Annotated in this window: 22 protein-coding genes and 1 riboswitch; of the genes, 13 read left to right on the top strand and 9 right to left on the bottom strand. The window is 45.0% G+C overall.

Annotation, left to right across the window (positions count from 1 at the left end):
• The first annotated feature begins 32 nt into the window (after nt 1-32).
• Together F6X55_RS18620 and F6X55_RS18615 are read left to right on the top strand one after the other, a co-directional pair.
• The gene (locus F6X55_RS18620; protein ID WP_026772381.1) at nt 33-521 is read left to right on the top strand and encodes a cation:proton antiporter regulatory subunit; all 489 of its coding nucleotides are present in this window, start codon (nt 33-35) and stop codon (nt 519-521) included.
• 6 nt (nt 522-527) lie between these two features.
• The gene (locus F6X55_RS18615) at nt 528-1,706 is read left to right on the top strand and encodes a cation:proton antiporter (RefSeq protein WP_026772382.1); all 1,179 of its coding nucleotides are present in this window, start codon (nt 528-530) and stop codon (nt 1,704-1,706) included.
• Nucleotides 1,707-1,836: 130 nt separating this feature from the next.
• Here F6X55_RS18615 and kapB read toward each other — a convergent pair whose 3' ends face one another.
• Entirely contained in the window at nt 1,837-2,220 is a 384-nt protein-coding gene (gene kapB, locus F6X55_RS18610; RefSeq protein ID WP_026569599.1) for a kinase-associated lipoprotein KapB, read from the bottom strand.
• Nucleotides 2,221-2,326: 106 nt separating this feature from the next.
• Between kapB and F6X55_RS18605 the strand changes: the two genes are divergently transcribed.
• On the top strand, nt 2,327-2,533 hold the full coding sequence (locus F6X55_RS18605; RefSeq protein ID WP_037329406.1) for a hypothetical protein: 207 nt from the start codon (nt 2,327-2,329) through the stop codon (nt 2,531-2,533).
• 461 nt (nt 2,534-2,994) lie between these two features.
• Entirely contained in the window at nt 2,995-3,582 is a 588-nt protein-coding gene (locus F6X55_RS18600; RefSeq protein WP_035426648.1) for a superoxide dismutase family protein, read from the top strand.
• A gap of 82 nt (nt 3,583-3,664) precedes the next feature.
• Here the strand turns inward: F6X55_RS18600 and F6X55_RS18595 are convergent, their stop codons facing one another.
• Entirely contained in the window at nt 3,665-4,837 is a 1,173-nt protein-coding gene (locus tag F6X55_RS18595; RefSeq protein WP_153465267.1) for a MalY/PatB family protein, read from the bottom strand.
• Between the two features lie 157 nt (nt 4,838-4,994).
• Nucleotides 4,995-5,837 (bottom strand): alpha/beta fold hydrolase, encoded by an 843-nt coding sequence (locus tag F6X55_RS18590; protein ID WP_153465265.1) that lies wholly within the window; start codon nt 5,835-5,837, stop codon nt 4,995-4,997.
• A gap of 333 nt (nt 5,838-6,170) precedes the next feature.
• Between F6X55_RS18590 and yugI the strand changes: the two genes are divergently transcribed.
• The gene (gene yugI / locus F6X55_RS18585) at nt 6,171-6,560 is read left to right on the top strand and encodes a S1 domain-containing post-transcriptional regulator GSP13 (RefSeq protein ID WP_026569604.1); all 390 of its coding nucleotides are present in this window, start codon (nt 6,171-6,173) and stop codon (nt 6,558-6,560) included.
• 200 nt (nt 6,561-6,760) lie between these two features.
• Here the strand turns inward: yugI and F6X55_RS18580 are convergent, their stop codons facing one another.
• Nucleotides 6,761-7,000 carry a DUF378 domain-containing protein gene (locus F6X55_RS18580; RefSeq protein ID WP_026569605.1) on the bottom strand — a complete coding sequence of 80 codons (240 nt, stop codon included), beginning with the start codon at nt 6,998-7,000 and terminating at the stop codon, nt 6,761-6,763.
• 223 nt (nt 7,001-7,223) lie between these two features.
• Here F6X55_RS18580 and F6X55_RS18575 point away from each other — a divergent pair, with 223 nt between their 5' ends.
• Both F6X55_RS18575 and F6X55_RS18570 read left to right on the top strand, forming a co-directional pair.
• Nucleotides 7,224-8,576: a glucose-6-phosphate isomerase gene (locus F6X55_RS18575; RefSeq protein ID WP_153465263.1), complete on the top strand. Its 1,353-nt coding sequence runs from the start codon at nt 7,224-7,226 to the stop codon at nt 8,574-8,576.
• Between the two features lie 295 nt (nt 8,577-8,871).
• Nucleotides 8,872-9,279, top strand: a complete 408-nt coding sequence (locus tag F6X55_RS18570) for a YugN family protein (RefSeq protein WP_026569607.1) — start codon at nt 8,872-8,874, stop codon at nt 9,277-9,279.
• Here F6X55_RS18570 and F6X55_RS18565 read toward each other — a convergent pair.
• Together F6X55_RS18565 and F6X55_RS18560 are read right to left on the bottom strand one after the other, a co-directional pair.
• The gene (locus F6X55_RS18565) at nt 9,262-10,260 is read right to left on the bottom strand and encodes a potassium channel family protein (RefSeq protein WP_026569608.1); all 999 of its coding nucleotides are present in this window, start codon (nt 10,258-10,260) and stop codon (nt 9,262-9,264) included. The genes F6X55_RS18570 and F6X55_RS18565 overlap by 18 nt on opposite strands.
• Nucleotides 10,261-10,357: 97 nt before the next feature.
• On the bottom strand, nt 10,358-10,915 hold the full coding sequence (locus F6X55_RS18560; RefSeq protein ID WP_153465261.1) for a thioredoxin family protein: 558 nt from the start codon (nt 10,913-10,915) through the stop codon (nt 10,358-10,360).
• A gap of 109 nt (nt 10,916-11,024) precedes the next feature.
• Between F6X55_RS18560 and F6X55_RS18555 the strand changes: the two genes are divergently transcribed.
• Nucleotides 11,025-12,083 (top strand): M20/M25/M40 family metallo-hydrolase, encoded by a 1,059-nt coding sequence (locus F6X55_RS18555; protein ID WP_026569610.1) that lies wholly within the window; start codon nt 11,025-11,027, stop codon nt 12,081-12,083.
• 64 nt (nt 12,084-12,147) lie between these two features.
• A riboswitch (FMN riboswitch) is annotated at nt 12,148-12,291 on the top strand.
• Nucleotides 12,292-12,457: 166 nt separating this feature from the next.
• Nucleotides 12,458-13,045, top strand: coding sequence for an ECF transporter S component (locus F6X55_RS18550; protein ID WP_272914956.1), 588 nt, complete (start codon nt 12,458-12,460; stop codon nt 13,043-13,045).
• A 193-nt stretch (nt 13,046-13,238) separates the two neighbouring features.
• Here the strand turns inward: F6X55_RS18550 and F6X55_RS18545 are convergent, their stop codons facing one another.
• The 3 genes from F6X55_RS18545 to F6X55_RS18535 all read right to left on the bottom strand — a co-directional run bounded on the left by F6X55_RS18545 (nt 13,239) and on the right by F6X55_RS18535 (nt 15,319).
• Nucleotides 13,239-13,610, bottom strand: coding sequence for a TraR/DksA C4-type zinc finger protein (locus F6X55_RS18545; protein WP_026772386.1), 372 nt, complete (start codon nt 13,608-13,610; stop codon nt 13,239-13,241).
• A 240-nt stretch (nt 13,611-13,850) separates the two neighbouring features.
• Nucleotides 13,851-14,237, bottom strand: a complete 387-nt coding sequence (locus F6X55_RS18540) for a hotdog fold thioesterase (RefSeq protein WP_035426650.1) — start codon at nt 14,235-14,237, stop codon at nt 13,851-13,853.
• 134 nt (nt 14,238-14,371) lie between these two features.
• Nucleotides 14,372-15,319, bottom strand: a complete 948-nt coding sequence (locus tag F6X55_RS18535; RefSeq protein ID WP_153465257.1) for a 1,4-dihydroxy-2-naphthoate polyprenyltransferase — start codon at nt 15,317-15,319, stop codon at nt 14,372-14,374.
• 349 nt (nt 15,320-15,668) lie between these two features.
• On the opposite strand from F6X55_RS18535, the gene F6X55_RS18530 reads away from it, so the two are divergent.
• The 4 genes from F6X55_RS18530 (at nt 15,669) to menB (ending at nt 20,559) form a co-directional block, all read left to right on the top strand.
• On the top strand, nt 15,669-17,060 hold the full coding sequence (locus F6X55_RS18530) for an isochorismate synthase (RefSeq protein ID WP_026569615.1): 1,392 nt from the start codon (nt 15,669-15,671) through the stop codon (nt 17,058-17,060).
• Nucleotides 17,057-18,805 carry a 2-succinyl-5-enolpyruvyl-6-hydroxy-3-cyclohexene-1-carboxylic-acid synthase gene (gene menD, locus F6X55_RS18525; RefSeq protein WP_153465255.1) on the top strand — a complete coding sequence of 583 codons (1,749 nt, stop codon included), beginning with the start codon at nt 17,057-17,059 and terminating at the stop codon, nt 18,803-18,805. The genes F6X55_RS18530 and menD overlap by 4 nt, the downstream gene beginning before the upstream one ends.
• Nucleotides 18,806-18,810: 5 nt before the next feature.
• Nucleotides 18,811-19,614, top strand: a complete 804-nt coding sequence (menH, locus tag F6X55_RS18520; protein WP_153465253.1) for a 2-succinyl-6-hydroxy-2,4-cyclohexadiene-1-carboxylate synthase — start codon at nt 18,811-18,813, stop codon at nt 19,612-19,614.
• Between the two features lie 126 nt (nt 19,615-19,740).
• Entirely contained in the window at nt 19,741-20,559 is an 819-nt protein-coding gene (gene menB / locus F6X55_RS18515) for a 1,4-dihydroxy-2-naphthoyl-CoA synthase (RefSeq protein WP_026569618.1), read from the top strand.
• The last annotated feature ends 276 nt before the right edge of the window (nt 20,560-20,835 follow it).

Raw genomic sequence — 20,835 nt, 5'->3', positions numbered from 1 at the left:
AATTATGCAAGAAGTAAGCGAGGTGTACAAAAATGAATGTATCGGTTTCACAGCTGCCGGGGATTGGACAAAAAATCACGTTGAAGACATGCGAGGACAGCATGCTTGTGGTAGTGGTCCACCACTCGGGCAAACGGGAGTTGTACTTTTTTAATGATGCAGACAGCGATGAGGCTGATTTCGGTATGGACCTTACACCCGACGAAACGAGGGAGCTGGGAGCTCAACTGTTGGGGGCCACTTATCAGCCAGTCGATGCAGACAAATTGAAAATTTTTCAAAACCAAATTGTCATCGATTACGTGAAGTTAAAAGAAAGTTCGTCGCTGGCTAATAAAACAATCGAAGAATCTGGAGTGAGAAACAAGACAGGGGCTACTATCATCGGTATTGTCCAAGGGGGAGAAACGATTGCCATTCCTGAAACAACGACTAAATTGGAGCCGGGAAATCTGTTGATGTGTGTGGGCAAAAAAGACCAAATCGCCGCATTGACCGCTTTGTGCAAAGGGGAGGAATGATCGTCCTTGCATACTGAACTACCAGTATTACTGGGTGCTGGCTTAATCCTTCTGGGCATTTTCTACTTGGGTTTTTTAAGCTTGAAAATAAAATTTCCGAGTGTCATTTTATATATTTTGTTCGGGATCGTTCTGGCCGACTATTTGAATGACAATGAAATCCTTCACGTCGCCAGTGAAATCGGCATTGTACTGCTATTTTTTTTACTTGGAATGGAATTCAGTGTTTCCAGGCTTGGCGGAATTGCAAAAAAAGCCTGGACTTCAGGGCTTTTGGATGTTGTATTGAGCTTTGGTGTTTCGATGATGATTGCGGTCGGTTTTGGAATGGACTTATTTTCTGCTTTTATTGTTGGCGGCGTGGCATATGCTACGAGTTCGTCCATTACGGCCAAACTGTTGGACGACAATAGCAGGATGGCCAACACTGAAACCGAATTCATTCTGGCTATTCTCATTTTTGAAGATTTGGTCGCCCCGGTGGTCGTGGCGATTTTGATTGGCATGGGAAGCGGTGGCAGTTTTGCCGCAAATGATCTGGTATTCTTGCTGGGGAAAATTGTCGGGCTGGCTCTGTTGGCGGTTTTCCTTGGTAAAGTGGTTTTCAAGAAGTTCGATCATTTGTGGGAGAAAGTTGAAGATGAAGATTTTAAAATGGCCCTGTTGGTCGGGATTGCTGTGGCTTATGGAGGATTGGCCCTGCTTCTCGGCTTATCGGAGGTGTTGGGGGCGTTTCTGGCCGGCATGATGCTTGCTGAAATCCGCTACCTTCACCGGGTCGAGCAAGCCGTTGTTCCGCTTCGGGATTTGATGCTGCCGACATTCTTCATCTACTTCGGAACCACCATTGAATTAGGCAATGGAATTCCGATGCCTTTGCTGCTGGTTTCCTTACTAGCTTGGTCGGTGGTTTCCAAAGTGTTGGTGGGCACCATCGGCGGTAGATGGTATGGATTGTCGAAAAAGGTATCATTACGTGCTGGTTTATCGCTATGTGCCCGCGGAGAGTTTTCCGTGGTGATGGCTGCCACAGCGGCCGGGACAGTAAAGGTAATGGCCGGTATCTATATTTTGGTTGCTGCTTTTTTAGGCATGCTGTTGTTTGAACAGGCTCCGAAAATAACCAATAAGGTTTACGGAAAAGCAAAGCCGAAGAAGAAGGATTTACGGGTACCTGGTACATAATGCCGAACAGGCCAAGCTGTTATCGGGGCAGTCTGTTCTTTTAATTGCCAGAGAAGCAAGCAAAGCCAAAGCCTCGGTGCCGGAAGCCCCGAGGCTTTTCTTGAGCATGTGGGCGCAAGGTGCTGACTACCTATTGAAAATAGGAACGTTCTAGTTCTTCAAGGCTTTTGATTGCCTTCTGGTTAAATGGATTATCTTGTTTGCTCAATTTCTTTTTCAATTCATCAACCGATTGTCGGAGGGATGATTCATAATCAGGGATCGAGTTTTCCGTATATGGATGGACTGCAGGTTTCGACACATTCATTTTTTCCTGCCAGCTCAATGCTTTTCGTTGATGGAAAAACACATCTTCTGTTTTTCCGTAATTGTGTAAGTCACCTTGTAACGGGTGCTTTGCGACTGCCAGCACTTTAATCAAGTAGTTTGCACCGCGATCCTCGATGACCTCTCCTATATATGTTCCCGATTTGTAATGGGCTTTGACGATTTCACCTATTGTGGCATTCTCCATTCAGGTCACTCCCTTTTGTAGGTTAATTCAATTTTGCCAGATGCAGAATATATGTACAAGAATTAACCCGTTTTGCTATAATGAGGGCAGAAGGACGTGATTTATCATGATGGAATTTTTATATTTTCCTGAGGATAAAACAGAATATATACCTGCTGTGATATCCTTGGTGATATTTTCTATCGGCGCCGCTGTCACCATGTACCTTATATACAAGCATTCGAAAAAAGAGGAAAGACGAATGGAAGAAAAGTACTCGATCGACTCTTCTTCTTCACCTATCTCGAATGAAAACCATCGTCCCAAACAGTGACCCGGTGAGCCTGGGACAAAAGCATCGAGACCAAAATAACAACCGAACGAATCCACCATTCGTTCGGTTGTTTTGATTAGCGGAAACTTATGAATATTGTAATGATCCATTCCCGCAAGGTATTTCGCTTTCAGTTCGTGCCAGACAAGATGGACAGTACCGTATTCTTCGATTCACTGATAAGTATCTAAACAGTGACGAAGGCAGGCATCGTGTAGAAATTAGAAATCTGACCACAAAAACGCAGCGATTCGAATCGCGTACCAAACAACAGGATTAAAAGAAGTTTACTAAAGAGATACAAATAAAAACCATATGAATTCGATTAGCTTTTGGAGTTTGTTCGTTTTTTGCTTGGTGACCATGCTTTTTTTTGTCTGAAAGCACGTCTGAAAAAGGATAAATCCGCAGTTAACCGGCTATACTATTCCCATATGAAGTTTTGGGTGGGAGTTGATTTCTTGGTTAAGCTGTTACTGAAGGCAGCTCTTAGTGTGCCGTTGGTTTTCATGGTCGGCTGTCAGGAGGATACCCGATCCCCTTTAAAGATTGACATGTTGAATAGCGACGGAGATTCCCTGGGGACAGCTGAACTGTCAGAACAATCAGATGGTGTTCAAGTAAAACTGTCCTTGGAGGGGTTGGAGCCTGGCCTTCACGGCATTCATGTACATGAATTTCCTAAATGCGAAGGGCCGGATTTCACAACGGCAGGCAGTCACTTGAATCCAGAAGGTAAGGAGCATGGATTGATGCATCCAGAAGGCGCTCATCTTGGAGACCTTCCCAATGTGGAAGTGGCGGAGGATGGGATAGCCGAAGCGGAATTGATGCTCAGCGGTGCCACGTTGACCGATGGAAAAAATTCATTGCTCAAAGAAGATGGCACTTCCCTGGTCCTCCATGAAAGCCAGGATGATGGTGTAAGTCAGCCTGCAGGCGAATCTGGTGCCAGAATTGTTTGTGGAAAAATACAAGCAGAAGATTCCGCGGCTGAGCAGTCGCCGACAGATCCGACGGAAGATAATCAGGAGAAAGAACAAGAATAGGCTGTCGCCGAAACTGCTCCATTAGAAGCGGTTGCGACAGCCTGTTTTTTGGCATGTATTTTTCGTTTCATAAGAACTGGAGTTATTTTTTTCGGGCATCCAAGGCGGATAGAATCCGGTTCAACCCTTCTTCGACTGTCGCGCGGGGACAAGCGATATTGATGCGCATGAACCCTTCCCCATCTTTCCCAAAGGAGGCTCCGTCATTAAGTCCTACTTTAGCATCTTCCTGCATGAACCTTTTCAGTTCCTCCTGCGACATGTTTAACGACCTGCAATCAAGCCAGATAAGATAAGTGCCTTCGGCTGGTATAACATTTATTTCATCCCGGTTGTCAAAAGCTTTCTCGACAAGCTGCCTGTTCCCGTCCAACAGTCGCAGCAGCTGTTCCAGCCAATCCTCCCCTTCGTTATACGCCGCTTCCAAAGCTGTTATTCCCATCGTATTGATCATTTTTATCCCTTGCTTATGGAAAAAGTGATCGATTTTTTCACGTTTATGTTTGTCTGGCGTAATCAAATAAGAAACTTGCAAACCGGCCAAGTTAAAGGACTTGGTAGGAGACATGCACGTGATGGTGATCTGGTTTATTTCATCGGAAAGGGAAGCAATTGGAACATGTGTATGGCCAGGGTAAACTACGTCTGCGTGAATTTCATCGGAGAAGATCAAAACATTGTGTTTCAAACAGAGCTGGCCGATTTTTCGCAGTTCTTCTTCGGTCCATACCCTTCCGACCGGATTGTGCGGATTACAAAGGATGAGCGCTTTTACCCCTTGGCTCAAGGACGTTTCGAATGCATCAAAGTCAACTTCATAACGGCCCTCTTTCAATTTCAGCGGGCATTTGACCAGCTGTCTATCATGCATTTCGACAAGATCATAAAAAGGTGGATAAACCGGTGTTTGAATCATGATCTTGTCGTTTGCTTCTGTCAGTACCTGTACAGCCATATGGAGACTTGTAATAACACCCGGGCTATATAGCAGCCATGACGGTTTGATTTTCCATCCATGCCGTCTTTCCAGCCAACTGATGACAGAATCACTGATTGCTTTATCTGTCACCGTATATCCAAATATTCCATGTTCTGCCCTGTCTACGAGGGCGTTTTTGACGGAATCAGGTACGGCGATGTCCATATCGGCGACCCACATTGGCAGAACTTCTTCAGATCCATAAATAGATTTTAATAAATCCCACTTAACCGATCTGGTGCCGGTACGCTGTGGGGCTTGATCGAAATTAACCATGGTCTTTTCCTCCTTCAGTACTCTTAACTGCAATGGTGGTCCTTCAGCACGCCAACTTGCAGTCTTGTAAGTGCATAAAATCGTTTCACGGTTTGTTATCCTTTCATGCTCTTCTTCATTATATAAACAGGAAAAATAGATTGGAAACAATTTGAACTCATTTCTCTCTTCGGATGGTTTTAGCCAATATATAATCACAGATGAGTCCTGGGGCTTCTTCCGGCAAGAAGTGACCAGCCCTGCTTAACGTACACAATTCTGCATTTGGTAAATCACGCAAGAGTCGGTAACTGTTGGAAACAGGCAAAATCAAGTCCTGCTTTCCCCAAATAATCAGACATGGCTGGTCAATGGCACGCAGGCTGGAAGATGGCAAATCTCCTTCTCTGTCCCGGATCAATTTGGTGAGACACGGATAAATGTCGTATTCTAAAAAAGGTTTCGTATAGACAGCAATCATTCGTTTGGTGATCAATTGTTCATCGTGCATACACTTTTTCAGAATACCGTCGACACCCGCGCGGCGCAGAACCGCTTTTAAGAGTTTGGGGGAGGTGGGGAATGCACTAAAAGCATTCAGCATTTTGGAAGCTTTTTTCATGTAACAGGAAGGGGCCATCAAAATCAGTTTTTCTATTCTCTCCGGGTAACACATCGCGCAACGAAGTGCGATTTGACCACCCATCGAGTGAGCACCTATCCAAACTTTTCCGATGTTCAATGCATCAAGTACATATATAACCAAATCGGCCATATTTTGATAGGAATAATAAAAGGATGTCACTTTTCCGCTTTTTCCAAAGGGTGGGAGGTCGATGGTGAGTATATGGAAATGGCGGCGGAGTTGCGGAATCATCTTACGGAAGCAAAACTGACTGGATAAGAAGCCGTGCAGCAAAAAAAGGCAAGGGTTGTCTGATTTTCCGGTAGATTGATAAAGGCGATAGTGGATGTCGGCATTTTGAAAGTGAATGGTTTTTTTCTGTTTAGTGGTTTCCATGTAAATCCCCCGGTATTAAAAGATAAAGATTATTATTCCACAGTTTTTGCGGTTTATTTGAGTGTCGGAGTTGTTAAAAGACAAAAAAAAGACAAAGCAACGTTGCTTTGTCTTCAACAGGGGGAATACGAGAAAGTCTTACAGTTATAGGTATAACCGTATTGATCTCTTTTTAAACATTAAAAAACAAAAAAATTTTATCAAAAGGTTATTTTTTTATAATCGACGTCTGAAATTCCTCGGATTATGCATTTTTTTGCGGGAAAACACTTTATATGCTAAAATTGTTTATTGTGTATTAATCATAGAAAATAAAATCGGGAGTTGTTCAGCATGGCAGAGAAGTTTGAAACAGGACAAATTATTGAAGGTAAAGTAACAGGTATCCAGCCATACGGTGCGTTTGTGGCACTGGACGATGAAGTGCAGGGACTTGTTCATATTTCAGAAGTGACACATGGTTATGTGAAGGATATCAACGATCATCTTTCCGTTGGCGATCAAGTAAAAGTGAAAATTCTTCAAATAGATGAGGAAAAGAATAAGTATTCTTTATCCATCCGTGCTACAGAAGAGGCGCCGAAAAAGCCTGAACCGAAGCGACAAAAGTCTAATGCTGCCGTTCAGCAGGACAGTCAGCAAGCAGGTTTCAACACATTGAAAGACAAGCTGGAAGAATGGATCGAGCAGTCGAAAGAACGCGAAAACACATACAAAAACTAATTTGATTTTGAAACTGCCTTTTTTCAGGCAGTTTTTTTATATTTTTATATGATTAAAAAGTATAAAATTCAGGGATGTTTAGCGCAAGCGCCTGCCTTCTTGCAACTGTAAGGTTATTTATATGTGCAAATTCCTTACCAGTTTCTTTTTTCTTGTAAAGAACCGTCCTGTACTTTGGAAGTACAAGACGGTTGTATGCATTATCTTTCTGTTTCTGGTTCTCTTTTATCAGCAAATTGCTCGTCCGGTTTAAACAGCATCGATAAACAAATCAGCCCGCTGATGCCGACCAATGTGTATATGATCCTGGCAAAAGCACCGCTTTGCTCTCCGCCGCCGAATAAGGCTGCAACTAAATCGAATTGGAATAAACCTACAAGACCCCAGTTTACCGCACCGATGATTACAAGCAGTAAAGAAATACGCTGTAATGCATTCACACAGCATCCCTCCTTCAAATTTAACTTCCAGTAATAGCAATCCCCAGAAGGAAGGGAAATATGCAAAAAAATCACTGCCAAACAGGATAAGATGCGCGGACCGATCTCCGATTTCCTTTCATCTCTGGCCCGTGTGATGTTGGATGATGGGCATTGCTTGATTTACCGATTAGGTTTCGGTACATTTAAATCAGGTTGATTTTTTAATTTTGGAGGTAGAATGATGACACATATAAGCTTTGAATATGAACGCGCCCTATCATTTTTTGGCAAGCATGAAATTGATTATTTACAAGAGCCTGTGAAGCTTGCACACCAGGCTTTGCATAATCAAACGGGAGCAGGCAGCGACTTTTTAGGCTGGCTCGATTTACCTGAAAACTATGATAAGGAAGAGTTCAGCCGGATTAAAAAGGCTGCAGAAAAAATCAAATCTGATTCTGACGTTCTGTTGGTGATCGGCATCGGCGGCTCTTATTTGGGAGCAAGAGCAGCAATCGAAATGCTCAATCATTCATTCTATAATGAATTGACTAAAGAGCAACGTGGAACCCCACAGGTTTTCTTCGTCGGAAACAGTATCAGCGCACCTTATATGAACGACTTGTATGACATGCTTGAAGGCAAGGACGTTTCGATAAACGTTATTTCCAAGAGCGGTACGACAACAGAACCGGCGATCGCGTTTCGTCTGTTCCGGAAATATCTGGAAGATAAATACGGTGTGGAAGAAGCAAGAAAACGTATCTATGCAACGACAGACAAACAAAAAGGTGCATTGAAAACACTGGCTAACGAGGAAGGCTACGAGAGCTTTGTCATCCCCGATGATGTAGGCGGCCGTTATTCCGTTCTAACTGCGGTAGGTTTGCTGCCGATAGCTGCAAGCGGGATTGATATCGATGCGATGATGGATGGGGCATACAAAGCGCAGCAGGAATTGTCCTCTGAAAACCTGGATGAAAACCCTGCCTATCAGTATGCTGCTGTCCGTAATATCTTTTACAATAAAGGAAAAAACATCGAAATGCTGATCAACTATGAACCAGCCCTCCAATATTTTGCGGAATGGTGGAAGCAGCTGTTCGGGGAAAGTGAAGGGAAAGACTTCAAGGGGCTGTACCCTTCTTCAGCCAATTTTTCTACTGACCTCCATTCATTAGGCCAGTATGTTCAAGAAGGTAGAAGAGATTTGTTTGAAACCGTACTTCATGTTGAAGAGCCGAAGTCGAACATCACCATCGAAGAAGATGCTCAAGACTTGGATGGTTTGAATTATCTTGCAGGTAAAACGATCGATGAAGTAAATCAAAAAGCATACCAGGGTACCATGCTTGCCCATACAGACGGACAAGTGCCTAATCTGATCGTTCACCTGCCGAAACTGGATGCCTACACTTTCGGTTATGTCGTCTATTTCTTTGAAAAAGCATGTGCAATCAGCGGCTACTTGCTGGGTGTCAATCCATTTGATCAACCCGGTGTGGAAGCATACAAGAAAAATATGTTTGCTTTATTGGGCAAGCCAGGATTTGAGGAACAAAAACAAGAATTGGAAAATCGTTTAAAAAAATAAATCGGCAATACAAAAAGGGAGTGTCAAAAAGTTTTTAACTTATTGGCACTCCCTTTTTTATTTGAGAGAAAAACCTTCGGCATGATGTGAATGAGCCCCTCATCACCTGCAGTGAATGTTGCTGAGGCAACCTTGCGCATTCCAATAGTGGCGCCAAGCGTACTCCCGAGCGTTTGACGAGTTCTCACCAAGGCTTTTCTTTACACCTCCATGACATTCAGCTTCTACAGGCTCATTGGATTTCTCATGAAATTGCTTGATCGGGGCAAGCTGATATCAAAGGAGGTAGTTGAAAATGATTCCAATACCATCTGATTTGGAAAATCGTGATTTTTCACTTCATGCACTGGAAGAAACATTAAAACCGATGGGCTTTTCCATCGGCGGCAACTGGGATTATGACCAAGGATCGTTTGATTACAAAATGGGGGTAGAGGACGGCTACCAGTTTTTGCGAATTCCCTTCAAAGCAGTAAAAGGCATGCTTGACTCACCTGGAGTGATAGTCAAATTGGGCAAACCGTTCGTGCTTTCCCATGTGTACCAGTCCGGAGTGGACGCAGACGGCCGCAATGGCGCCCTGAGGGGTGCGGTGGACCAATTTCAAACACCGGTGGATCCTGATGGAGAAGTAAATGATCAATTTGTAGAAGAGGGGAAAGAGCTTCTCCAGGAAGTGGAACGATCACTCATGGAGCGATGAAAGGACAATTAACGTGTCACCTTTTTGGAGCGTGGTGCTAAAAGCTGGATTGACGAGCATCTGCCCCTTCCTCATGATACCGATCAACAGTTGTTCTGAAACGGCATAATAATCGGCGCATTGTAAGAAAGTCTTATCATAAAGATTTTCAGGCAAAGGGAATTGATGGAACTGCTGATCTGCCAGTACTTGTATCAGCAAATCAAACGGTTTGACCGGTTTGTGCCGGAATAGCTCGTGGAATAACAGGGTACTCATAAAGTCATTTGACCGAATGATGGAATCTGCGCCAGCCCGGCTGGCGTTTTTGATTTGCTCTTTTGTCAATATTTCTGTGATCAGGACAATATCAGGATTGTTCCCTTTGATAGCGACTGCTGTCAGGATTGTCGACTGGTCGGCTTGAAGTTCTTTTTTGGAAGGATCAGCGGTGACGACAGCGTACTTGGCATCTTTTAAATTGGCTTTTTCCAATGTCTCATCCTCAAAGGCGGAGCCACGCACAAAATGCAATTGGTGTTTTTGATAAGGCAAATTATTCATGGTATGGTCGATCAACACGATTTGTTTTTTCATGTTCCTTTCCACAATCATTTCCATGAGCTGCTTAGTCCGTTCGTTCCAGCCTACTAGGATGATATGATCTTTGCCTCTGTACTTTACCAGTCCTTTTGAAAGGTCTCGTTCATGTTTGATTGTCCCTGCAGAGATGGTGGCCATATAAAATGTCACCAACCCACCGCCGGCGAGAATCAACAGAATGGCAACCAGTCTTCCGGCAGAGCTGAGCGGTACATAATCACCGTACCCAACCGTCGACCCGGTAACAAATGCCCACCAAATACCATCAAAAATAGTCGGAAAGTGAACGGGCTCCAGAATGTGAATAGCAATACCGAATAACATCATCAATAGAAGGACAGATGATAATAAACGGAAAAATATCGGCATGCGGAAATAAACCTGCAGAAGTGTTTGCATTGGGTAAGCTCACCTTTTGTTTTTTTACTATCCAGTATTTCCAAAATGTCTTTCCCATAGTATAAAAATCCCCGACTTGCGGCCGGGGAAAATAAGATTAGATTGCATGTTCTAAAGTGGAAAGAATGCTTTGATATGTTTGCTGCCAGAAGTCCTTATTGTCTCGAAATGATTTGGTTACGAAAGTGAACAATTCCCGCTGTTTTTCCTGGTAATCTGCAGCTTCTTTTTCCGGAAGATTGGCCAGGGATTGGTCGATAAACTGCTGGACCTCGGGCGCCCGCGGCCCCCATTTTGCAATCTCCCGGCCATTTTCATCGATAAAGATGAAAATCGGAATGGAGCGAGCTTTTCCGTTTGTCAGATATTGATCCATCAACTCCAGGTTTTGATCACGGGCAAGCAGACGCACGTCCATTTCCGCCCGTTCGGCAAGGTGGAACAAAATCGGTACATTCATCATGGCATCCCCACACCAGTCCTCTGTTAAGACGATGACACGCAGGTTTTCTTTTGCAAGCTTCTCGAAAAGCAAATCGTCTTCAGGCAAAGTGAAATGATCATATACGTACAACAAGTTTTCTCTATGCTGTTGCATCGATTCTATATACTCATCCGGATCGATCCCTTTTTGGTACCATGTTTCTAAATTCAACTGTATCACTCCTGATTTTTTGATTCAAAATGGATTCTGGCTTCACAACATTTAGTGTTTTCCCAAATTTTTGGTATCATTAACATATGTGATAAAGGAGGAACTACATATGGAACAAAACAGACAACAATTTTTAATGGACTTGCTGCGAACGCCATCTCCATCCAGTATGGAGATGAACATTCAAAAAAAGTGGATCGACTATGTAAAACCTTTCGCTGACAAAATAATCACCGACAATGCAGGGAATGCAATCGGTGTACTCAATCCGGAAGCTGAATTCAAAATTCTTTTGGCTGGTCACTGTGATGAAATCGCCCTTGTGATCAACCGGATTGATGAACAAGGATATCTTCATTTCGACAAAATGGGCGGCATCAATCCGAAAGCAGCCATTGGAATGAAAGTGACGGTCTTGGGCTATGCCCAGGAAATCACCGGAGTGATTGGAGTCAATGCCCAACATCATGGCGGCATCAAGGGTGATTTCGATTTAGAGGACTTGTTCATCGATTGCGGTGCACGCTCGAAAGAGGAAATGGAGAAATATGTCCAAATCGGTGATTTAGCCGTTTACAAAAGGGAACCGGAAGTGTTGCTTGATCGATATATATCCGGCCGCGGCCTTGATAACCGGACAGGCGCTTTCATAGTGGCAGAAGTGCTTCGCCGCCTGGCGGAGAAGGAAGTAGATGTGGGCGTGTATGCCGCCAGTACAGTAAATGAGGAAACCAATATGGGTGGTGCTTATTTTGCTGCCGCAGGCATTGAACCTGATATGGCTATTGCTTGTGATGTAACTTTCGCGACCGATTATCCAGGGGTGAACAAAAATAAATATGGCGACGTTCAATTGGAAAAAGGGCCGGTTCTGGCTAAAGGGGCACCGATCAATATCAAAATCAACCAGCTGTTGGAGAAAGCAGCCCGTTCTCTGAATATGCGGGTGCAATACGAATTGACCCAACGAGCGACAGGAACGGATGCAGACAAGATGCGTCTTACGGGTCGGGGAGTTCCGGTCGGACTTGTCTCCCTTCCGCTGAGGTATATGCACTCACCTGTGGAAACGGTCAGTATCAAGGATATGGATGAAGAAATTGATTTGTTGGTCAAAATGATTGCCGAGATGACCGGCAATGAAAGTCTGAATCCGCTGGAGGACTGATCAAACGTTTCTATTTGCAAAAGTTTGGAAAGGTAGTATAATAAGATTACCAAATAAATATCGAATCTATCTTCGGGGCAGGGTGAAATTCCCGACCGACGGTGAAGAGCTTGAGCTCTAAGTCCGTGACCTGTCCGGCTAACGCCGGATGGCTGACCTGGTGCGATTCCAGGACCGACAGTTACAGTCTGGATGGGAGAAGATACGGAACAGAAAAGGCATGGATAAGACTGCCTTTTATTTCCCTCTGAACATAAACCCTGAAGCTTCTATACGCTTCAGGGTTTTCTGATGGATTTCTTGATTCACGGGAATTCTGTTTCACCTTCATCGCCAGATAGGATTCGATGCACAAGATGAAGGAGGAGAAGATATTGGCTACAACAACCAAGCAATCTTCAAATTTATTAAAATTGATTATTTTGGCACTGCTGGGAACTATTTCAATGATGTTGATGTTTTTGAATTTTCCCCTTCCGATGCTGCCGCAATATTTGAAAGTTGATTTCAGTGAAGTACCGGCATTGATTGCCTCCCTGATTTTTTCCCCTGGGGCAGGCATCATAGTGGAAGCAGTCAAAAATTTGCTTTATTTGATTTATACAGGTGCAGGTGATCCGATCGGCATTGCTTCCAATTTCCTCGCCGGTGTTCTGTTTGTAGTGCCTGTATCCATGCTCTATCATAAGTTCAAAGGGGTAAAGAGTCTGGTTTCCGGGTTAGTGACAGGCACGGTTGTCATGGCAGTGGGAATGGGGCTGCTGAATTACTTTGTCCTTTTGCCCGCTTACAGTATGTTTATGGGGTGGGAATCGATGAGTGACCAAGTGAAACTGGTGACGGTAACGGGAGGTATTCTTCCCTTTAATGTAATCAAAGGAATCGTTATCGGTGCGCTTTTCGTGCCGCTGTTTATAAAGTTGAAACCATGGCTGGAGAAAAAAAGGATGGCTGCGTCTTAATATCTCCTGAAAAGAAGCTGGGACAGAAGCAAAGTGCAAAATAAAAGCCGAACGTTTTCCATAAAAAGTACCCTATAAGAAGACTCTTTTTAAGTGTCTGCTCTATAGGGTGCTTTTTATTTCTCGGGCATTTAGAATTCGCTCGTTTTTTTGCTTTGGCGGCCGCACTATTGTCCCGGCCGCTTTCAATTTATTAGTCGTTTCCGTCGACTTCCTCGACTAGATAACGCGCCGTCGGTTCTATTTCCAGACGCTCTTCGGGAATTGGTTTTCCTGACGATTCACTGAAACCGTAAGTGCCTTTGTCGATTTTATCCAAAGCATGTTCGATTTCGCTTAATCGTTGACGTGCTTGTGAGTTGAGGGTGGCCGCCTTTTCCCGCTCGAACATTTCCGTTCCCAAGTCAGCCGGGTGGTTGTCATAGTTGGTGAACTCTCCGATCGAGTCGTCCGGATATTCTTTATCCAGATTATAGCTGTCGGCATTTTGACCGAGTTCTTCTTGTGCCTCTTTTTTCATCGTTTCCAATAATTGTTTATAGTGTGCGAGTTTTTCTTGATCCATTAACGATACTCCTTTCTTGCAGGTTCAGAGGATAAGAGCAGATGTGATGGAAAGGACAAAGCGCTCCATGCTGTTCTTGTCTAGCTCCGGCGCCTTTCTCCTCACGTTCATAAGCCGATTCTTTCTGTGGTAGAAGACGCCGCCCCGTTGTCGGAGGCCCGCAGACGGAGTCATGCAGGCGTTGGTGCCACAGGCCGTGCGGGACTCTCTGCGCTTTTAAACAGGCGTCTTGCTCTTTTCTTAGTTTTTCAAGGGTACGACTCCCACTGTGCAGCGTGAAACAGAAATGAGTCGCTCTTGTTCGTCCACAATTTTAATGTCCCAAACCATAGTCGTCTTGCCGAGGTGGAGCGGGGTAGCTCTTCCGGTAACGATTCCGGAACGTTTGCTTTTTATGTGGTTGGCATTGATTTCTATACCAAAAATCTGGTGTTTGTCTGCATCTATATTCAAGAAAGAAGCGATGCTTGCTGCTGATTCTGCCAATGCAACGCTGGCACCTCCATGCAAATAACCCATTGGCTGGTGCGTTTGTTTGTTTACCGGCATGGTTATTTCGACTAAATTCTTCTCCTGTGTGATTACCTGCATTCCAAGTGCTTCCATCAAGGTGTTTTCAAGATTCATAGTGAACATCCTTTCTATCATATTTCCCCGGGACAATAGGTTGAAACGTCCATTTTCTTCCTGGCTATCCCGGCATTACGTATTATGGAATAAAAAAACGACAAGTCGGCAGCTTGTCGTTTACTTCGGTGTACTTAAAAATGAAATGGAATGAAATATTCAATCAGCAACGACAGTCCCAGCAGCAACCCGAAAAAGGTGTTCGTCTGCGCTGTTGCCTTCATTGCCGGCATCATTTCCAAATTGACGGTTTTTCCTTTAAAGCCTTTGACTGCACTTACCGCTTTTTTTGTTCCAAGCAGGGTGATGAAGGACCAAATAGGCAGAATTCCTGTAAACACATAAACTGCCATCAATAAATAACTGATAGTAAATAAGGACGCTAGCAGTAACACCGCACTTTTTCTGCCGATTAAAATAGCGATTGTTTTTCTGCCGTTTTCTTTGTCGCCCTCCAAGTCCCTGATGTTATTAGAAAGCATGATCGTGCCGATAAAGATGGCTACAGGAATGGAAATCCATACAACGGAGCCGGTCACTTCCATTGTTTGAATAAAGTAACTAATCCCGATGATGACTGTTCCCATGAAAAAACCGGCGATCAGTTCCCCAAAAGGGGTATATGCGATTGGATAAGGTCCCCCTGTGTATAAATAGCCGCACAACATGGAAATGATTCCGATTGCGGCAATCCACCAGCTGGATTCAAGGCAAATATAGACGCCGAGCATGACAGCTATGGCGAAGAAACTAAGCGCCAAACGAAGCACCGTTTGAGGAGCGACGCCGTCCCGGACAATGGTGCCGCCGATTCCGACAGATTTCTCGTTGTCCAACCCTCTGACAAAATCGTAGTATTCATTGAACATATTGGTTGCCGCCTGGATGAGCATGGAAGCCAACAGCATTGCTGCAAATAACCAGAAATTAACGGAAGCATCCAGCAGTGCTGCCATGGTACCGACAAAAACTGGTACAAACGAAGCGGTAAGAGTATGCGGTCGTAGCAGACGCCACCAGACTTGAAACCCTGCTTTTTCATTGAGCGCACTGCTGATTGCGTTTTTATCAAGGGATTGCATATGGTTCTCTCCTTACATAAGCCTTCAAATCGTGGTATATCATATTAAGTTTAGGGAAACGACAAGACCGTGTCAATTATCTATTATAATAATTTACTAGGAATTAGTGGCAATTGTTGAGAAACGGACGAAAAGGGAATAAAATAGATAGTGGTTCTCAAGTCTGCAGTGCAGGTGTGAATACTTGATTTTATAGCTTGGAAGTTATATTTTTTATTAATGTGCCTTATTTATGGGTAAATAGATACATGGGCCGGTTTGCCAGTCGAGGGACCGGTGCTCGTTTCTGTACTTATATTGGAAGAAATAATCACATACTTTCTCCCTATTGTATTGGAGGGTATCATACATGATTCAAACAGAATTGAAAGAATTGGGACTTGCTGTCGAGGAGGCGGTCACCGCAGCCAGGTCAAATCAGGAGCCCCAGTTATTAAGTTTTACCGAACCGGTTCCTGCAGTCAATCCGATTTCTTTTTTCGCCAATGGGTCTTCGTTTGATGGCGGCCGGATTTTTTGGGGGAATTCTGCAGGCAGTCTCATGCTGGCAGGAGCGGGAGAAGCCCATGCTTTAATTGCTTCAGGAGAAAAACGGTTCGAACAAATGGAGAATAAATGGAAAAAGATGATCCAGCAGGCGATCATCCACAATCCTCAGCGTCAACCGGGAACAGGGCCGATTGCCTTCGGCGGTTTTTCTTTTGATCCTGCTAAACCGGCTACTTCCCTTTGGAAGTCTTTTCCCGACAGCAAACTTCGAATTCCCGCTTACTTGCTTACAGTCGTAAACGGGAAACATTATTTGACTAGTAACATCGTTGTTTATCAGGACGATAGGGCAGCTGACATCGAACAGCGCATGGATAAAGACAGACGGTTGCTGTTATCTTCTGCTACATTGCCGGAGGGCCCTGTTGTTTCGGAAAAAAGCGAGGTGGAACCCATGGCGTGGAAACAGCTCGTTCGGGAAGCTACGGAAACGATCAAGCAAGGGGAAACCGAAAAAATCGTGCTTGCGCGTGAGCTCCGCGTACAATTTTCGGACAAGGCACATGTGGCCCCTGTCTTGAAAGCATTGACAGAATCCCAGACGAATAGTTACATTTTTGCCTTTGAAAACGACGAAGATTGTTTTTTAGGTGCCACACCGGAACGGTTGGTGAAGGTGGAAGATCAAAAGCTGCTGTCGACGTGTCTCGCTGGTACTGCGCCCAGGGGAACGACCGAAGCAGAAGATAACCGGATCGGCGAGCAGCTCTTGACCGATGAAAAAAACCGCAGTGAACATCAGTTTGTGGTGGAAATGATCAAGAAAGCTGTATCCGCATGTTGTGATCACGTCCGGGTTCCGGATGAACCAGTTTTATATCCGTTGAAAAATTTGCAGCATCTCTATACCCCTGTGGAAGCCGTCCTGCATGATGGCTATACCATTCTCGATATTGTGAAACGGCTCCATCCGACGCCTGCATTGGGTGGTCTGCCAAGCGAGGAATCGGTTGCATTCATCCGTGAACACGAGCACCTGGATCGCGGCTGGTACGGAGCACCGATTGGCTGGTTGGATGCCTATCAAAACGGAGAATTCGCCGTTGCAATCCGTTCGGCACTGATCCAGGACGACCATGCTTCCCTATTTGCCGGATGCGGCGTTGTTAAGGACTCAAACCCGGAGGAAGAGTATCAGGAGACAAATATAAAGTTCACACCGATACTGTCTGTTTTAGGAGGACGATCATGAGTTATACCGAGGCGTTGACCAGATATACTGCCAATTTTGTCGATGAACTGTATCAAAGTGGACTGAGAGATGTAGTTGTTTCACCAGGTTCACGATCGACCCCGCTCGCTGTCACTTTCGCAGAACATCCGCATATCAGTCATTGGGTGAATATGGATGAGCGATCTGCGGCCTATTTTGCTCTCGGTATGGCAAAGCAGCAAAACAAACCTGTCGCCATTGTCTGTACGTCCGGGACAGCAGCGGCCAATTATTTTCCTGCGGTTGTAGAAGCATATTACAGTCGTGTGCCTCTCGTGGTATTGACGGCGGATCGTCCGCATGAACTTCGGGATGTCGGGGCCCCTCAAGCAATTGAACAAATCGAAATGTATGGAAAATACGCCAAATGGTTTCAGGAAATGGCGCTTCCGGAGCAGGAGCCGGCCATGCTGCAATATGCACGAAGTAAAGCAGCCAGGGCTTTCCATACTGCAGCGGAAGGAAACCCTGGGCCTGTGCATTTGAATTTTCCATTCCGCGAACCTTTAATGCCCGATTTCTCTTTGGAGAATATATGGGGAGACAGTAACGGCAAGTCCCACCATCAAACATATACGGGCGGAAAAAGATTGGAGCAACACCAGCTTGATAAACTGATTGAACAGCTGTCTGTGCATCAAAAAGGCTTGCTTGTCTGTGGTCCTCAATTCGATCCGGATTTGGCAGAGGCCGTTTGCCTTTTGGCAGAAAAGTGGCAGCTTCCTGTACTTGCCGATCCATTGTCCCAGTTGAGGGCAGGACAGCATGACAAAGTGAACGTCATGGAAAGCTACGATGCTGTACTGAAAAGTAAGCAAGTCAGGGATCGGATCGACCCGGACTTTATTATCCGATTTGGGGCTATGCCTGTTTCTAAGCCGTATTTGCTGTTTGTCAAAGAACATCCGGGTATCGAACATTTTGTGGTAGAACCGCATCATGGGTATCGGGAACCGGCTGGTACATCGGCTCAATTCATTTATGCCGATCCCATCCAGCTCTGTCGGGATCTAGCGCATGTTGGAACTGTTCCTCCATACAACCAGCAATGGCTGCAAACTTGGAGGGAAATGAATAAAACGGCCAAAGCCAAGCTTTTGGAAGAAAATGCAGAACCATTTTCTTTAACCGAGGGACATACGGTGAAACAACTGGCAGAAGCAGCTCCGGAGAAAAGCACTATTTTTGTCGGCAATAGTATGCCCATCCGGGATATGGACACCTTCTTTATGGCTACGCCGAAATCAATCCGCGTACTGGGCAATAGAGGAGCCAATGGGATAGATGGCACCACTTCTTCTGCGCTTGGGGCTGCTTCCCAAGGGGAAAGAGTGACTCTTTTATTAGGTGATGTAACCTTTTTCCATGATCTCAACGGCTTGATGGCGGCCAAACAATATCAACTCGATTTAACAGTGGTATTAATCAACAACAACGGTGGAGGGATATTTTCCTTTTTGCCGCAGGCAGGGCAGACCAGCCACTTCGAGACCATTTTCGGCACCCCGTTGGATCTTGATTTTAAACATGCGAGTGCGTTGTATGAAGGGAAATACACGAAGCCGGAAACTTGGAACGACTTGCGGCAAGCCTTATCTGACAGTTATCGTTATGAGGGATTGTCCATTATCGAAGTTCAAACGAATCGGCAGGAAAACGTGGAATGGCATCGAGAAAAATGGAATGAAATCGAACATCGTTTGCTAGATTATCTTGGCGGGTGATAAGGATGTATTACACAATCGACAGGAAACAATATTGGTTGAAAGAGGTTGGCAGCGGCCCTCCTTTGCTACTGCTGCACGGTTTTACCGGCAGCAGTGAAAGCTGGCAGCAATATGTCGAAAAGTGGAAGGATCGGTTTCGGGTTTTGCTGCTCGATTTGCCTGGTCACGGAAAGACGAAGACCCAGGCCCCTATCCGGATGGAGGATTTCTGTGATGATCTGGGACAATTGCTGGACCAGCTTTCTATTTCAAAGGTTAATTTGCTTGGTTACTCACTAGGTGGGAGGGCGGCATTATCTTTTACGGTAATGAAACCTGAACGAGTTCAGTCATTGATGCTGGAAAGTGCATCCCCTGGTCTCGATTCGCCTGACGAACAGCTTGCGAGAAAGACAAAAGACGAGGCGCTGGCCGAAAGAATTCTGGAACAAGGTGTGACTTCGTTTGTGGACTATTGGGAGAACCTTCCCTTGTTTGATTCACAAAATAAACTTCCAGATTCTATCCAAAATCGCATTCGCCAGGAAAGATTAAGTCATACAGAGCGGGGACTTGCAAATTCGCTGATAGGGATGGGGACGGGGGCGCAGCCATCCTGGTGGGGAGAACTGGGCGACATTCGCTTGCCGGTTTTACTTCTGGCGGGTGAAATGGATCAGAAGTTCGTCGGCATTGCAGAAGAGATGCATCAGAGTATGCCGTCCAGCGAGTTGAAAATAATTCCTTTATCCGGGCATGCAATTCATGTGGAGCAACCACAAAAATTTGATACAATAGTACATGAATTCTTGTTGGGAAATGTCTGAGGAAGCTAATGGAGCATAGAAATCAGGGAAGTGCTTTTATGATTTTTCTATGAGATCTTTCCCGAATAGCCCCCTTAGCTTCCCGGGAACAAGAAGCCAAAACAATCTTGAATGGAGGGTATCCCTATGGCAATTGAATGGGTTACAGAACGGGAATACGAAGATATTCTTTACGAATCTTATAATGGAATCGCAAAAATCACGATTAACCGTCCAGAGGTACGCAATGCATTTCGTCCAGAAACAACGAATGAATTGATAGACGCGTTTACCCGGGCGCGTGACAACTCCAATATCGGTGTTATTGTCCTTGCAGGTGCAGGTGATGAAGCGTTCTGTGCAGGAGGAGATCAGAAGGTCCGCGGTCATGGCGGTTACGTCGGCGAGGATCAAATCCCCCGCCTGAATGTGCTGGATTTACAGCGATTGATTCGCGTTATTCCAAAACCGGTAGTAGCAATGGTTTCCGGTTATGCAATCGGAGGCGGCCATGTTCTACATATTGTATGTGACTTGACGATTGCTGCCGATAATGCGGTGTTCGGGCAGACAGGACCTAAAGTCGGGAGTTTCGATGCTGGTTATGGCGCCGGTCTTCTGGCGAGAATTGTCGGTCATAAAAAGGCAAGGGAAATCTGGTACTTGTGCCGTCAATACAGCGCAAAAGAAGCCGAGGATATGGGCTTGGTGAATACGGTAGTGCCGTTGGATAAGCTCGAAGAGGAAACTGTTCAGTGGTGCCAGGAAATGCTGGAAAAATCACCGACTGCCCTCCGTTTCTTGAAAGCTTCTTTCAACGCTGATACAGATGGTTTGGCTGGCTTACAGCAAATGGGCGGCGATGCGACATTGCTGTATTACACCACAGATGAGGCGAAGGAAGGAAGAGACGCTTTCAAAGAAAAGCGTAAACCGGACTTCAAGCAATTCCCTCGTTTTCCTTGATAAGAACCAAGAACTGGGACAAAAGCATAGCGACCATCAAAAAACCGGACGATGATTGAAATCGTTCGGTTTTTGCTTTTGATCACCCTTGGTACAGAATGCTGTTCGGCTGAGCTCGGGCCTTACGTTAATCCGCTATGCGGCAAAAGCCGTTGGTTTAATCTTGTCGGATATTTATGAAGTGCAAATCGAAGCAGAAAAGCAGATAAACTGATCGGGAGTGAGTTTCATTTGCATTTAGTTGATTCTGGACATTTCCCTTCTTTTCACTTTAGG

This window comes from Sediminibacillus terrae (genome assembly GCF_009602435.1).
Taxonomy (GTDB): Bacteria; Bacillota; Bacilli; order Bacillales; family Amphibacillaceae; genus Sediminibacillus; species Sediminibacillus terrae.
Note: the sequence above shows the minus strand (reverse complement) of the source record. Positions and strands in the feature narration are given on the sequence as shown.

Excerpts from the sequence above, each read along its gene's own strand:
- F6X55_RS18535 (WP_153465257.1), bottom strand. The coding sequence starts at position 15,319 with ATGCAATCCCTTGATAAAAACGCAATCAGCAGTGCGCTCAATGAAAAA.
- F6X55_RS18530 (WP_026569615.1), top strand. The coding sequence starts at position 15,669 with ATGATTCAAACAGAATTGAAAGAATTGGGACTTGCTGTCGAGGAGGCG.
- F6X55_RS18570 (WP_026569607.1), top strand. The coding sequence starts at position 8,872 with ATGATTCCAATACCATCTGATTTGGAAAATCGTGATTTTTCACTTCAT.
- menH (WP_153465253.1), top strand. The coding sequence starts at position 18,811 with ATGTATTACACAATCGACAGGAAACAATATTGGTTGAAAGAGGTTGGC.
- F6X55_RS18605 (WP_037329406.1), top strand. The coding sequence starts at position 2,327 with ATGATGGAATTTTTATATTTTCCTGAGGATAAAACAGAATATATACCT.
- menD (WP_153465255.1), top strand. The coding sequence starts at position 17,057 with ATGAGTTATACCGAGGCGTTGACCAGATATACTGCCAATTTTGTCGAT.
- kapB (WP_026569599.1), bottom strand. The coding sequence starts at position 2,220 with ATGGAGAATGCCACAATAGGTGAAATCGTCAAAGCCCATTACAAATCG.
- F6X55_RS18620 (WP_026772381.1), top strand. The coding sequence starts at position 33 with ATGAATGTATCGGTTTCACAGCTGCCGGGGATTGGACAAAAAATCACG.
- F6X55_RS18595 (WP_153465267.1), bottom strand. The coding sequence starts at position 4,837 with ATGGTTAATTTCGATCAAGCCCCACAGCGTACCGGCACCAGATCGGTT.
- F6X55_RS18555 (WP_026569610.1), top strand. The coding sequence starts at position 11,025 with ATGGAACAAAACAGACAACAATTTTTAATGGACTTGCTGCGAACGCCA.
- yugI (WP_026569604.1), top strand. The coding sequence starts at position 6,171 with ATGGCAGAGAAGTTTGAAACAGGACAAATTATTGAAGGTAAAGTAACA.
- F6X55_RS18575 (WP_153465263.1), top strand. The coding sequence starts at position 7,224 with ATGACACATATAAGCTTTGAATATGAACGCGCCCTATCATTTTTTGGC.
- F6X55_RS18565 (WP_026569608.1), bottom strand. The coding sequence starts at position 10,260 with ATGCAAACACTTCTGCAGGTTTATTTCCGCATGCCGATATTTTTCCGT.
- F6X55_RS18590 (WP_153465265.1), bottom strand. The coding sequence starts at position 5,837 with ATGGAAACCACTAAACAGAAAAAAACCATTCACTTTCAAAATGCCGAC.
- F6X55_RS18540 (WP_035426650.1), bottom strand. The coding sequence starts at position 14,237 with ATGAATCTTGAAAACACCTTGATGGAAGCACTTGGAATGCAGGTAATC.
- menB (WP_026569618.1), top strand. The coding sequence starts at position 19,741 with ATGGCAATTGAATGGGTTACAGAACGGGAATACGAAGATATTCTTTAC.
- F6X55_RS18545 (WP_026772386.1), bottom strand. The coding sequence starts at position 13,610 with ATGGATCAAGAAAAACTCGCACACTATAAACAATTATTGGAAACGATG.